Source organism: Verrucomicrobiaceae bacterium (genome assembly GCA_016713035.1).
In the GTDB taxonomy this organism is placed as follows: domain Bacteria; phylum Verrucomicrobiota; class Verrucomicrobiia; order Verrucomicrobiales; family Verrucomicrobiaceae; genus Prosthecobacter.
The window spans coordinates 13,188-26,037 of the sequence record JADJPW010000012.1 but is presented as its reverse complement, the minus strand read 5'-3'; the positions used below and the strand labels follow the sequence as shown (position 1 = coordinate 26,037).

Here is a 12,850-nt window from a genome sequence, read left to right as displayed (position 1 = left end):
TCGGAATACCCTCGTCGCCCGCATCGACGAGAAGCTGGAGCGGGCGGTCTGATCACTCTGGAAAGACCCACGTCTTCTGTCTTTGGGGGCGCAGTTGGGTATAGCCGTTTTTCTTCCGAAAAGGGTCAAAAGCAGTGTCGCTGCCATCGGCCTTCATTTGGTGAACCATGCGCAGCAGCTCACCGAGACGGCCTTTGGGGAATCCGGCCTTGTTCGCGAACCAACCGAGGTATTCGGCCGGTATATCGTAGATCGGGATGCCGTCCGGCGGGAAGTGCTGAGGCCCGTATTTGCCAAAAGGCATGCGTGTCCTCCCGATCTCAGCGAGATCGTGCTGCATGCGTTCGGCGAGGTCGTTCATAGCTTTAGCAAGGTGTGCGCCTCGCGCAGCAGCGCCTCGGTCGTTTCCCAATCAATGCAGGCATCGGTGATGGACTGGCCGCGCACGAGCTGATCGAGCGGCTGCGGGAATTTCTGGTGCCCGCCGACGAGATTGCTTTCCAGCATGGCTCCGATGATGGCCTGCTGGCCGTCGCTGCGCTGGCGGATGATCTCGCGGAAGACATCTGGCATGCGGCGGTGGTCTTTGGCGCAGTTGCCGTGGCTGGCATCGATCATGATGGCGGGTTTCAGCTTCGCGGCGGTGAGGCCGTCGATGGTCTCCATCACGTCGTCCGCGCCGAAATTGGGGCCGTTTTCACCGCCGCGCAGAATGATGTGACAGTGGGGATTGCCGCTGGTGGTGACAGCGGAGGCGATGCCGTCTTCACTCACACCGAGGAAGGTCTGTGGCTGCATCGCGGCTTTGATGGCGTTGATGGCAGGTGTGATGTGTCCGAAGGTGCCGTTCTTGAATCCGAGAGGCATGGAGAGGCCGGATGCCATCTGGCGATGCGTCTGCGATTCCGTCGTGCGGGCACCGATGGCGCTCCAGGAGATCAAATCGGCGATGTACTGCGGTGTGATCGGATCGAGCAGCTCCGTGGCGGTGGGCAGACCGAGGTCGATGACATCGCGCAGGATGCGGCGTGCGAGGCGCAGGCCGTCTGGGATGTTACAGGTGCCATCAAGGTCCGGGTCCATGATGAGGCCCTTCCAGCCGACGGTGGTGCGCGGTTTTTCGAAATACACGCGCATGACGATGCAGAGCCGGTCTTTGAGCTCCTGCGCCAGCGTGGCAAGCCTCCGCGCATACTCCATGCCGGCTTCCGTGTCATGAATCGAGCATGGACCGACGATGACGAGAAAACGTGTGTCGTGACCGAAGAGGATGTCGCGGATGTCCTGCCGTGACTGAGTCACAAAGGCTGCCTGCGCGGCGGTAGGTGCGATTTCAGTGACCAGCGAGTGCGGTGACGGCAGGGCGATGTTGGAGGCGATGTTGAGATTGACGGTCTTGCTCATGTTTGGCTGTGGAGTAGAGCCAAAAGGATGGCGTTTCAATCCTCAACCACCACCGGGTTCTTTGGCTTGAGTGCAAAATAGAGCGCCACGCTGATGAGAAGGATGGATCCGGCGATGAGCGGGGCGGGGCGCTGGGCGACATCTGCGCTGGTGATGGCAGTCTGCACGCGGACGATGATGAGCATGGCGCAGACGAGTGCGCCGAAGATGGGCACGAGCAGCGGTGGCTCAAAGCCGCCGCGTGGCTCACTGGGGCGGCGTTTCAGGACAACGAGGGAGATGTTCACGGTGGTGAAGACGATGAGCAGCAGCAGCACGGTGGACTCCGCGAGTTGTTTTACGCTGCCGCTGAGGATTAGGAGCGAGACGATGCCAAAAAGCACGAAGACAGCGATGTGCGGGCTTTTGCGCACGGGATGCACGCTGCCGAGCACAGCGGGTAGTAGGCCCTGGCGGCTCATGCCGTAGAGCAGGCGTGATCCCATGAGGTAGTTTAGGAGCGCGGTATTGCCGATGGCGAAGATGGTGATGGCTCCATAGACCGGTTTGATGCCGGTGAACCATGGTGCGGCCCTGCGGGCCACTTCCATGAGCGGGGCATCGCTTTTCGCCAGCTCCTGCCACGGCACGACGGACACGGCGGTGATGGCGACGGCCATGTAAATGCACGTCGCGAGGATCATGGCACCGATGAGGCCAAAGGGGACATTCTTGGCGGGATTTTTGACCTCTTCGCTGACGTTGAGGATGTCCTCAAAGCCGATGAAGGAGTAAAAGGTGAGCACCGCGCCCTGCATGATGAGCGCGAGGGTGATGCCGGAGCCGATGCCGCCTTCCACGGTATCGACTGGGGATTGAAAGTAATCTACGCTGCCCCAGTAGCGCATGCCGATGGCGATGATGAAGAGCAGCCCGCTGGCCTCGATGACTGTGCAGAGGATATTCAGCCACATGCTCTCGCGAATGCCGCGGTAGATGACACAGCCGACGAGGAACACGACACCGATGGACATGAGTTTGACCGCGGACTCCTCCAGCGACCAGCCGAATAGCTCTTTCACCTGACCGATGATGGCCTGCGAGCCAGTGGCCATGCTGGTGAGCCCGCTCATCATCACGGCGATACCGATGACGTAACTGAGCAGCGGCTTATGCAGCCCACGCTGCGTCACATAGGCTGCGCCACCTGCTTTCGCGTAGCGCCCGCCCACGCAGGCGTACGAGAGGCCGGTGAGCATCGCGCCGATCATCGCCATGAGAAATGCTAGCCACACCGCGTTGCCGAGCCCGGCCGCTGCTTTGCCGATCAGCGCATAAATCCCCGCGCCGAGCATGGAGCCGAGACCGTAAAACAGGATCTGCCATCCACCGATCGTTTGGTCGAGCGTGGGCTGCGGTGGTGATGGCGTGGGTGCGGGCATGCGCTGTTTCTAGCCGATAAGCCTCCAGCTTCACCAGCGTTTTTGTCTGGGCATGATGACACGCATCGTCTTTTTCCTCCTGAGTTTCCATTTGTCGCTTTATGCCGCGAAGCCGAATGTCCTGTTCCTCTTCGCGGATGATTTCACCTATGAGGCCGTGCGTGCTTTCGGCCACACAGACATCGACACGCCGAATCTCGACCGACTCGCCGCCCGAGGCACCACCTTCACGCATGCTTACAACATGGGCTCCTGGAGCGGCGCGGTGTGTGTGGCTAGCCGCACGATGCTCATCACCGGTCGTAGCGTGTGGAGCGCGGATGCGATCTATAAAGCGACGGACAAAGAGCGCCGAGCTGGCGTGCTGTGGCCGCAACTGATGAGCAAGGCCGGCTACAAGACCTACATGACCGGCAAGTGGCACATCCAGACCGATGCCACCAAGTGCTTCGACGTCACACGAGATGTCCGCGCCGGGATGCCGAAAACCGTACCGCAGAGCTACAATCGCCCGCTCGCCGGTCAGCCTGATCCGTGGAATGCAGCGGATGAATCGATCGGCGGCTTCTGGGAGGGTGGGCGGCATTGGAGTGAGGTCGCCGCAGATCACACCATCGACTTTCTGAAGGACGCGAAAGCCGGCACGGAGCCCTTTTTCATCTACGCAGCCTTCAATGCGCCGCATGATCCGCGTCAGTCACCGCAGGCCTATCTCGACAAATATCCACTCAGCCGCATCGCGGTGCCGCAGAGCTTTTTGCCCGAGTATCCGCACAAGGATGACATCGGCTGCCCACACTCCCTGCGGGATGAAAACCTCGCGCCCATGCCGCGCACAGAGCTGGCCGTGAAAACACATCGGCGTGAGTATTATGCGCTCATCTCGCATTTGGACACGCAGATCGGCCGTGTGCTGGATGCACTGGACGCTAGCGGCCAGGCAGAGAATACCTGGATTTTCTTCACCGCAGACCACGGGCTCGCGGTGGGGCATCACGGGCTGTTTGGAAAACAAAACATGCATGACCACAGCGTGCGTGTGCCCTTCCTCGTCGCGGGTCCAGGAGTGGCCAAGGGAGCGCAAAAAGACACCAGCATCTATTTGCAGGATGTGATGGCCACCGCGCTCGATCTCGCGGGTGCGGAGCGGCCTGCGCATGTCTTCTTCAACAGCGTGCGTCCTCTTTTGAGTGGTGAAAAAAGCCGCTACGAGTCGATCTACGGTGCCTACCTCGGTCTTCAGCGTGCCATCACGCATCAGGGCTGGAAGCTCATCGCCTATCCGAAGGCCAAAGTGCTACGCCTCTACGATCTGAAGGCTGATCCGCTGGAGCGAACCGACCTAGCCGCCGATCCAGCGCAGGCCACGCGGAAGAAGGAGCTGCTAGGCCGCCTCGTGCAGCTCAGTGCCGATCTGGATGATAAAGTCGATCTCAGCACCATCTCTGGCTGGTAGCGCACACAGCACCCACCTCACCCACGCCAGCCACCATTGATCTCGATCGTCTGCCCAGTGACATAGCTGGCTAGAGGTGAGCATAAGAAGAGCACCACGCTCGCCACCTCCTCCGTCGTGCCAAAGCGGTTCAGCGGCACGTTTTTGAGCATCTCGGCTCGTACGGCCTCGGGGATCGTCGCGGCCATCGCAGTATCGATCACGCCGGGCGCGATGGCATTGGCGCGGATGTTACGCTTGGCGGCCTCGCGGCTGAGCACGCGCATCATCGCCTGCACGCCCGATTTGGCAGCGGCGTAGTTCGCCTGGCCGAAGAAGCCCTGGATCGCGGCGATGCTGCCAAAGCTCACGATTGCCCCGCCTTCATGCATGATCTCCAGCGCATGCTTGCAGCAGTAAAACACGCCGCTGAGGTTCACGTCGATCACGGCGTCCCATTCGTCGTAGCTCATCTTGGCGATGGTGCGGTCCTTGATGATGGCAGCGTTGTTGATGAGGAAATCCAGCCCGCCATGGCGTGCCTGCACCTCCGCGATCATCGTTTTCACCTGCTCGGGGTCGGCCACATTCGCCGCGACGAGGCTGGCACTGTCCGTGCGGATCAGATTGAGCTCATCCGCGATCACCTGGGCGTCCGCCGCTGTGGCAGCCGTGCCGAGGTGATTGAGCACCACCGTCGCTCCAGCTCGGTGAAACGTCCGTGCGACTTGGGAGCCGATGCCTTGTGAAGCACCCGTGACGAGTGCGATTTTGCCTTTGAGATCGATGGGAATCATGGAGCAGATGCAAACGCTGCTGCTCCCACGCTAGTTTCGTCCTTCGCGAACTTCGATCCACTCCTAAAGGCAAAGTGTCATGGTTTTGAACCGCTAATGAGACGCTGACGTGACGCTAATGCTTTGCTGTGGTTGCATTGAATCCTGAAATCCTCTTAATCCTGTCATTCTGGTGGGGCAAATGGCCCTCTGAACACTCAAAATTTCCACTCAGAAGCCCCACAGTCCTCATCACGCCCTGGATTGCCAGCTTGCGAAAGACGCGGCTGCCCTTACTCTCGCGGCCCCTAAAACCCCCCACCATCATGACCCAGCTCGATCAGCTCAAGAAACACACCGTCGTCGTCGCCGACACAGGCGACTTCGAGGCGATGAAGGCCTACAAACCCCAGGACGCGACCACCAATCCCTCCCTCATCCTCCAGGCTGCCTCGAAGCCGGAGTACAAGGCCATTTTCGACAAAGCGGTCGCGGACGGCAAGTCTGGCGGCGTCGATGCGGTGATGGATCAGCTCGTGGTCGCCTTTGGCCTGGAAATCCTCAAGATCGTCCCCGGCCGTGTCTCCACCGAGGTGGATGCACGCCTCTCCTTTGATACCCAGGCAAACATCACCAAGGCCCGCCAGATCATCGGACAATATGAGAAAGCAGGCATTCCGCGTGAGCGCATCCTCATCAAGATCGCCTCCACCTGGGAAGGCATCAAAGCCGCCGAAGTGCTGCAAAAAGAAGGCATCAACTGCAACCTCACCCTGCTTTTCAGCCTTGCCCAGGCCGTCGCCTGCGCAGAGGGCGGCATCAAGCTTATCAGCCCCTTCGTCGGTCGTATCCTTGATTGGTACAAAAAGAGCACCGGCAAAGACTTCGTGGGAGCCGAAGACCCAGGCGTGCAGTCCGTCACGCAAATCTACAACTACTACAAGCACTTCGGCTACAAGACCGAGGTCATGGGCGCTAGCTTCCGCAACAAAGGTGAAATCACCGAGCTCTGTGGCTGCGACCTGCTCACCATCAGCCCAGGCCTGCTCGGCGAGCTACAAAACGCTACCGAAACCATCGAGCCCAAGCTCAATGCCGCCAACGCCGCATCGCTAAAGATCGAGCGCATCGGCAGCGATGAAAAAACCTTCCGCTGGCTCTTCAACGAAGACGCCATGGCCACTGAAAAAACCGCCGAAGGCATCCGCAACTTCGCCAAAGACATCGTGAAACTCGAAGCGATGGTGAAGGCAGCGATCGGCTGAAAATCGGACTCACACGACGGGACTGAAAATTGGAAACTGAGAACTGAAAACTGATAATTTGGAGCTGACGCCTTCGTGGTAGCTTCAAGCAGCCTTCGGGACCCAATTTACAATTTTCAGTCTCCAATTTTCAGTTTTCAATCCACACGGCTCACTACGCCCCCATGCTCACCAAACGCATCATCCCCTGTCTCGACGTCAAGGAAGGCCGTGTCGTCAAAGGCACGAAATTCCTGCAACTGCGTGACGCAGGTGATCCCGTGGAGTGCGCCCAGGTCTATAATGCCCAGGGTGCGGACGAGCTCGTCTTCCTCGACATCACCGCGAGCCATGAGGAGCGCAAAACGATGGTCGATGTCGTCGCACGCACCGCCGCGAGCTGCTTCATGCCTTTGACCGTCGGCGGCGGCATCCGCACCGTGGCCGACATGCGCGAGATGCTCCTCGCTGGCGCGGACAAGGTCGGCATCAACACCGCTGCGGTAAAGACTCCGCAGGTCATCGACGAGGCGGCGGAGGCCTTTGGTTGCCAGTGCCTCGTCGTCGCCATCGACGCGAAGCGCAACGAACGCGGCTCCTGGACCGTGTACACCCACGGTGGGCGGAATCCGACGGAGCTCGACGCCGTCGAGTGGGCCGCAGAGGTCTGCCGCCGCGGTGCCGGTGAGATTTTGCTCACCAGCATGGACGCAGATGGCACGAAAAACGGCTACGACATCGCCCTCACCCGTGCGGTGAGTGAGGCGGTGACCATCCCCGTCATCGCCAGCGGCGGCGCAGGCAAGGTCGATCACATGGTCGATGTGCTCCGTGATGGCAAAGCAGATGCCGTGCTCGCAGCGAGCATCTTCCACTTTGGCGAATACACCGTGGGCGATGTGAAGCGCTTCCTCGGTGAACATGGCGTCCCCGTGCGGCTGTGAGCAGCGCTCCGCTCGCAGACTCACACGAGCGCCACTATAGGCACCGGTAGCTCGACGGCGCTGGATTCCGCCGTCTGGAAAAAGCCCACCTCGCCAGTGCTCACATCATAGAGTGCACCGACGATGGCGATCTTGCCTTCGAGCACGAGCTTATTCAGCGTGCTGCTACGCTGGCGGATGGTGCGGATGGTCTGGATCACATTCAGGCGGGCGATCTCGTTCGTGTAGGCTGCTTTTTCGCCTGGGGCCCATTGATCGGGCTTCTTCAGCGTCGCAGGATTGATGGCCTGCTGGATTTCAGTGACCAGGCCGTCGAGATTGGCGCATGGCGTGGCTTCGCTGGCTTTCTTTGCCGCCGTGAGCAGATCCACCGCCGCATTCACTGCGCCGCAGCTCGTGTGGCCGAGCACCACCACCAGCTTCGAGCCGACGACAGCGCACGCGTATTCCAAACTGCCCAGCAGCTCGCTCGTCGCGATGTTCCCAGCCACGCGTGCACTGAAAATATCCCCCAGCCCGAGGTCAAAGACGACCTCTGCTGGCGCACGCGAGTCGATGCAACCCAGCACCGCCGCCATAGGAAACTGTCCACTCGCTGTGGCAGTGATCTGCCGGGTGTAATCACGCTCGATCTGCTGGCCAGTGAGGAAGCGCTTATTTCCAGCGCGGAGGATTTCCAGCACAGAGCTAGGCGTGAGGCCGCTCTGCACCTCACGGCTAGAGTAATCGACAAACTGCACATGATCCTCCCGGATGTTGTGCTCCTTCAGTCCGAGGAAGCCCACTTCCACGCCGTGCGCCTGAGAGGTCTTGTCACGGAAGTCGGTGATGAGGTCACGGATGTCTGGGTCGATGTAGTGAGTGTTTCGTGCGTCGATGAGCACGCGACCACCACGGGGCACCTCATGCAGCGTTTTTTCGATCGATGCCCGGTTCAGGAAGCTCACTTGATTCGCCAGCTCGATGCGCAGCACATCACCCGAAGCATGCTTTTCCACGATTCGGCGCAGTGGACGGCGCAGGTTGCTATGCAGGATGAAAAGGATGCTCATACCTAGGCCGATGAGCACCCCCGTGAGTAGATCCGTGAGCACGATGGCTGCGATGGTGATGGCAAAGGGCAAGAACTGCTGCCTCCCCTCATCCCACATCTGCTTAAAGAGCTTCGGGCTCGCCAGCTTGAAGCCTGTGACGATCAAAATGGCCGCCAGCGCAGCCAGTGGGATCTCATTGAGCCAGTGCGGCACCGTGACGACGCATCCGATGAGCAGGACACCGTGTAGAATCGCACTGAGCTTCGTCTTGCCATTCGCATTGATGTTCACCGAGGAGCGCACGATCACGCTCGTCATCGGCAGCCCGCCGATGAGTCCTGCGATCAGATTCCCCACGCCTTGAGCCACGAGCTCCCGGTTCGGCGGAGACTGGCGCTGATCCGGGTCGATCTTATCCACAGCCTCCAGATTCAGCAGGGTCTCCAGCGTGGCTACCAGCGCCACCGTGATGGCGGCTTTGAAGACGAGCGGATTGCTAAAATGCCCCCAGTCCGGGAACTGCAAAAAACCGACGAAGGCCCTAAAATCCGCCGCCACCGGCACCTGCACGAGGTGGGAGGCCCTCACCTCCCACGCATGGCCCATCTTACGCAGCATCAGATTGATCCCCACACCCACCAGCACCACGATCAGCGCAGAGGGCACTGGCAGTTTTTTGAGCACCTTCACCTTATCCCATAGCAAGAGCAGCAATACCGACACGATACCGATCATCGCCGCACCGGGCAGGATGTCCGAAAGCGTCGCCAGGATCTGCTTGAGGATCAAAATCAGGCCGATAGCCGCCAGCAGCCCTTTGATCACACTCATCGGAAAAAACGCCGCGATGAAGCCCAAACGGAAAGTGCCCATCAAAATCTGCATCACCCCAGCCATCGCCACTGCCGCCAAAAACGCCTCAAAATTGCCTAATGCAGCGATTTGTGCAGCCACGATAGCCGTGAGCCCCGCCGCAGGCCCACTCACGCTCTTGTGCGAGCCACTGAGGATGCCCACCGCGATCCCGCCGACGATCCCCGAGATCAGCCCAGAGAACAGCGGCGCATTCGAAGCCAGCGCAATACCGAGACACAGCGGCAGCGCCACGAGAGACACCGCGATGCTCGCGGTGATGTCCTTTGGGAGCGTGTAGGAGAGAGGTGCTTGGTTATGGGGCATGGTCCAGAGTTTGTCCCTGGATCATGCTTTGACGATTTCACTCTTTCAAAGCGTCAGTTCGAGTATTTCGAAGGTTTAAACTTTCGTTTTTGCAACTTCACGCGAGGCCATCCATCAGCGCACGGGCCACGACTAGGAGAAGAGCCAGATCGAAGAAGCGCTTCATGCCTTTGACTTCGGCGGGCAGGCCCAGAGCAGGGTGAGGCCGATGAGCAAGCAGCCCACGCTGTCCATCAGCGTCCACCACAGCGGCAGCGGGCATTGCATATCGATCGAAAGATAAGCGGGGCCTGCGATGACCATGATCCAGCCGCACATTCGCACGAGCGGCTGATAGCGCTCCAGGTCCCGCGAGATGACCCAGATCAGGGCGGCGATCACGACATAGGCGAATCCGGCATTGCCTGACAAATAGACAACGAGCGGCGTGATGGGTTGTTTGCCATAACCCATGAGCCACGCGAACTTCTGGAACGCGATCTCCGGCAGCAGCGCTCCTGGCAGGCCCGTGATGAGGATGAGCATCATGAGACGCAGCATCCAAAGCTGAAGGCGAGGTCTTGCGGTACGATCATTAGTCATAAATTTCGAGAAGAGTTCTCACCTCTCGATTACCGCGTCAATTTACTCGGCGCATCCGCTGCGATGGCGGCGCGGTAATTTGCCTGGGCACGGAAATATTCGGCTTGGGCTTCGACTTCGAGGACTTGGGAATCGAAGGTGGCTTGTTCGCGGATTTGGAGGGCGAGCAAATCGGTGGCACCTTGCTTCAGGCGCTCGTTTTCGGCTTTTTCGAGCTGGCGAGCGAGCTCGACATTTTTGCGAGTCATTTTGAGTGCGTCGTAAGCGGCGCTGACGGCGCTGTAGCTGTCACGCACGTCGGCGACGATGCGATCACGAGCGAATCGCTTGTCGTTGTGTAGTCGCTCGATGGTGGCGTTGGCGACGTCGATGCGGCCTTTGGCATCACGGCGTTGGAGAGGGAGTTTGAACTCGATCTTGGCTTCGATTTCATTTTGCTCCATGTCCTTGGGGCGGTTGCCACCGAAGATCTGTCCAGCCTCGACGCCGACATCGAGATTGGGGAGCATGTTGTTCTTGGCGAGGTTGCGGTCGATTTCGATTTTTTGTACGAGGAGCTCGATGCGGCGGATTTCGGGGCGGAAGACGGCCGCTTTGGCGATGTCGGCAGTGAGGCGGCTGTCATCGAGCGGTGGATGCGGCGGGAAGGCGGTGGGGATGCGGTCTCGCTTGGCGATGATGGGCTCGGCTTTTTCGCGGGTGCGGAAAAAGAGCGAGAGCTCGATGGCGGTGGCCTGAAAGCGCCGCAGGGCCTGCACGGTGGCGATTTCACGGCTGACGACGAGGCGCTGGTTGTCGATCTGGACGATGGGGGCGCTGGCTCCTTTTTTCACCTGCTCGGCGATGGCGCTGTCGCGGTCTTTGGCGATGCGAAAGAGCTCCTCGGTCAAGGCGAGGCGCTGACCGGCGGCGAGCCAGTTGTAGTAGCTGATGGTGGCCGCGCGGATGAAGTCGAGGTATTGGCGCAGGATGATGGGATCTGCGAGTTCTTGGTCGATCTGGGCCTGCCACAGGGAGGCGCGGCGTCGGTCGATGGTGCCGTCACGCAGCAGCGGGATGCGAAAGCCGAGGACGCCTTCGCCATCGACTCCGGTGCGGTCTTTGTTGTAGTTCGGGAGGAAGCCGCTGCTCAAGCGGTAGCCGCCATACACGCTGCCGCCCCAGAAGGGCAGCGGCTGCTCGACCATGGCGTAGCCGGTTTGGCCATCGTAGTATCCGGCGAGGTTCATGGTGCCGCCGGCATTGAGATTGAGGTCAAAAGCGCCCATCGCCTGCCGCACACGGCCATTGGCGATGTCCTGCTCGATCAAGGCGGCGAGGTAAGGCGGGTATTGAGTTTGGACGGAAGCGAGGACTTCCGGCAGGAGGAGGGCTTTGGGCTTTTCGGCAGCCCTAAGGATTGAAAACTGAGAACTGAAAACTGAAAATTGGAAAATGACGATCCAGGCCGCGAAGCGGCAACTGAGAACCGAGAACTGAGAACCGGGAACTGATTTCATTTCTTCGTGGGGTCGAGTTTGCCGTCTTTGTCACTGACGACAGGTGGGAAGCCGTTGATTTGACGCCAGAGTTCAAACCAGAGAGGTACTTCGTTGAGCATGATCCACGCATTGGCGCGGGCTCCTTGGCGCAGCCAGCGGTCTTTGTCGGGCCAGCCGACAGTGACGGGGCCTCTGCCATCTCCGCGATCGACGATGTCGTCATTGGGGCCGAGGACGACGCGGAATTTCCCAGTGCCATCATCGGTGGCATCGACGAAGACGACTTCTCCGCCAAAGGTGCCGATGGCGAGCTGCGGCCAGCCGATCATCTGCACGGCGGGCCAGCCTTCAAAGGCGATGCGCACGGGACTGCCTGGCAGGCCATCTTTGCGTGGATGGATGAGTGGCATGTCATTGCCATCGACCATGATCTCGACAAAACGGCTGTCGGTTTCTGGTATGATGACGCAGATGAGCGAGCCGGGTCGCAGGTAGGTGCCATCTGTGGCGGCGACGTTTAGCACGATGCCATCGCGCGGCGATTCGACGACTTGGCGGAGGTTTTGATTGATCTGGATGTCGATGGCGGAGAGATCGCGCTCGGCGGTGGCTACCTCGCTCAAGGCGGTGCCTTTTGAGGCATGCGTGGAGGCGATGCTGGCATCGAAATCGTTGCTGGTGCGCTTCAGAGCGGCCTCGGCGGACTTCAGCTCGGCGATGGTGGAGTCGCGAGAGAGCGTGGCAAGCTCGAAATTCCGCTGCGATTCGAGTTTCTTCTCAAAGAGGTCTTTTGTGCGGTTGTAATTCAACTGCGAGGTCTCTGCGGCGATCTTCGCTGCGGCGACACGCTGCTGTGCACCGTCGATAGCCTGGGCCTTGGCGAGTTCCTGCTGGGTGATCTGCGCGGTGAGCGACTCGACGCGGCCATGCGCAAAGTCGCGGCGGCTTTCGATGGCCTCGCGCTGTGCTTTGAGGTTGTTGAGGAGATTTGGGTCGTTGTCTTGGATCTCGATGATGAGCTCGCCTTTTTTCACTTTCTGGCCTTCGACGACGTGGAGGTGCTTCACCCGTCCGGAGACCTGCGCTTCGATATTGATGCGCCGATCGAGCGGATTGAAGGCGATGACTCGCCCCGCGCCGGATACGAACTGCCGCCATGGTAAAAACAGGATGCCGATGACGATTGAGATGAATCCCAGCACCAGCAGGCGGCTGAAGATGCGCGTGAACTTGGCGCTGCCAGCGAGCGAGAGGGCGGGGAGCGGTGGGGTGGTGGCGAGTGTCATTTCAGAAGAAGAGAGAAGATAGAGGATAGTAGTGAGAGTGGTGAGAGTGTTGAGTGGATTGGAT

11 protein-coding genes are annotated in these 12,850 nt (G+C 59.8%); 3 read left to right on the top strand and 8 right to left on the bottom strand.

Going from position 1 to position 12,850, the window contains the following annotated elements; genetic code table 11:
* Positions 1-52: 52 nt before the first annotated feature.
* From IPK32_24020 to IPK32_24010, 3 genes are read right to left on the bottom strand one after another with little or no spacing between them, the layout of a single operon-like run.
* Positions 53-361, bottom strand: a complete 309-nt coding sequence (locus IPK32_24020; protein MBK8094952.1) for a DUF3820 family protein — start codon at positions 359-361, stop codon at positions 53-55.
* Complete coding sequence (locus tag IPK32_24015) at positions 358-1,404, bottom strand: 3-deoxy-7-phosphoheptulonate synthase (GenBank protein ID MBK8094951.1); 1,047 nt, start codon at positions 1,402-1,404, stop codon at positions 358-360. Before IPK32_24015 ends, IPK32_24020 begins: the two co-directional genes overlap by 4 nt.
* A 35-nt stretch (positions 1,405-1,439) precedes the next feature.
* Entirely contained in the window at positions 1,440-2,825 is a 1,386-nt protein-coding gene (locus IPK32_24010; protein MBK8094950.1) for an amino acid permease, read from the bottom strand.
* A 52-nt stretch (positions 2,826-2,877) separates the two neighbouring features.
* Between IPK32_24010 and IPK32_24005 the strand changes: the two genes are divergently transcribed.
* Entirely contained in the window at positions 2,878-4,281 is a 1,404-nt protein-coding gene (locus tag IPK32_24005) for a sulfatase-like hydrolase/transferase (GenBank protein ID MBK8094949.1), read from the top strand.
* Positions 4,282-4,298: 17 nt separating this feature from the next.
* Here the strand turns inward: IPK32_24005 and IPK32_24000 are convergent, their stop codons facing one another.
* The gene (locus IPK32_24000) at positions 4,299-5,057 is read right to left on the bottom strand and encodes an SDR family oxidoreductase (protein MBK8094948.1); all 759 of its coding nucleotides are present in this window, start codon (positions 5,055-5,057) and stop codon (positions 4,299-4,301) included.
* A 302-nt stretch (positions 5,058-5,359) separates the two neighbouring features.
* Here IPK32_24000 and tal point away from each other — a divergent pair, with 302 nt between their 5' ends.
* Both tal and hisF read left to right on the top strand, forming a co-directional pair.
* Complete coding sequence (tal, locus tag IPK32_23995; protein ID MBK8094947.1) at positions 5,360-6,301, top strand: transaldolase; 942 nt, start codon at positions 5,360-5,362, stop codon at positions 6,299-6,301.
* Between the two features lie 164 nt (positions 6,302-6,465).
* Positions 6,466-7,224, top strand: a complete 759-nt coding sequence (gene hisF, locus IPK32_23990; GenBank protein MBK8094946.1) for an imidazole glycerol phosphate synthase subunit HisF — start codon at positions 6,466-6,468, stop codon at positions 7,222-7,224.
* 20 nt (positions 7,225-7,244) lie between these two features.
* Here the strand turns inward: hisF and IPK32_23985 are convergent, their stop codons facing one another.
* The 4 genes from IPK32_23985 to IPK32_23970 form a co-directional block, all read right to left on the bottom strand.
* Positions 7,245-9,437 carry a bifunctional SulP family inorganic anion transporter/carbonic anhydrase gene (locus tag IPK32_23985; protein ID MBK8094945.1) on the bottom strand — a complete coding sequence of 731 codons (2,193 nt, stop codon included), beginning with the start codon at positions 9,435-9,437 and terminating at the stop codon, positions 7,245-7,247.
* 162 nt (positions 9,438-9,599) lie between these two features.
* Positions 9,600-9,965 (bottom strand): hypothetical protein, encoded by a 366-nt coding sequence (locus IPK32_23980; GenBank protein ID MBK8094944.1) that lies wholly within the window; start codon positions 9,963-9,965, stop codon positions 9,600-9,602.
* Positions 9,966-10,048: 83 nt separating this feature from the next.
* Complete coding sequence (locus IPK32_23975) at positions 10,049-11,518, bottom strand: TolC family protein (GenBank protein MBK8094943.1); 1,470 nt, start codon at positions 11,516-11,518, stop codon at positions 10,049-10,051.
* Complete coding sequence (locus tag IPK32_23970) at positions 11,515-12,786, bottom strand: biotin/lipoyl-binding protein (protein MBK8094942.1); 1,272 nt, start codon at positions 12,784-12,786, stop codon at positions 11,515-11,517. Before IPK32_23970 ends, IPK32_23975 begins: the two co-directional genes overlap by 4 nt.
* Between the last annotated feature and the right edge of the window lie 64 nt (positions 12,787-12,850).

Coding starts and splice junctions, on each gene's coding strand:
- IPK32_24000 (MBK8094948.1), bottom strand. CDS start 5,057: ATGATTCCCATCGATCTCAAAGGCAAAATCGCACTCGTCACGGGTGCT.
- IPK32_24015 (MBK8094951.1), bottom strand. CDS start 1,404: ATGAGCAAGACCGTCAATCTCAACATCGCCTCCAACATCGCCCTGCCG.
- IPK32_24020 (MBK8094952.1), bottom strand. CDS start 361: ATGAACGACCTCGCCGAACGCATGCAGCACGATCTCGCTGAGATCGGG.
- IPK32_24010 (MBK8094950.1), bottom strand. CDS start 2,825: ATGCCCGCACCCACGCCATCACCACCGCAGCCCACGCTCGACCAAACG.
- IPK32_23980 (MBK8094944.1), bottom strand. CDS start 9,965: ATGATGCTCATCCTCATCACGGGCCTGCCAGGAGCGCTGCTGCCGGAG.
- hisF (MBK8094946.1), top strand. CDS start 6,466: ATGCTCACCAAACGCATCATCCCCTGTCTCGACGTCAAGGAAGGCCGT.
- IPK32_23985 (MBK8094945.1), bottom strand. CDS start 9,437: ATGCCCCATAACCAAGCACCTCTCTCCTACACGCTCCCAAAGGACATC.
- IPK32_23970 (MBK8094942.1), bottom strand. CDS start 12,786: ATGACACTCGCCACCACCCCACCGCTCCCCGCCCTCTCGCTCGCTGGC.
- IPK32_24005 (MBK8094949.1), top strand. CDS start 2,878: ATGATGACACGCATCGTCTTTTTCCTCCTGAGTTTCCATTTGTCGCTT.
- IPK32_23975 (MBK8094943.1), bottom strand. CDS start 11,518: ATGAAATCAGTTCCCGGTTCTCAGTTCTCGGTTCTCAGTTGCCGCTTC.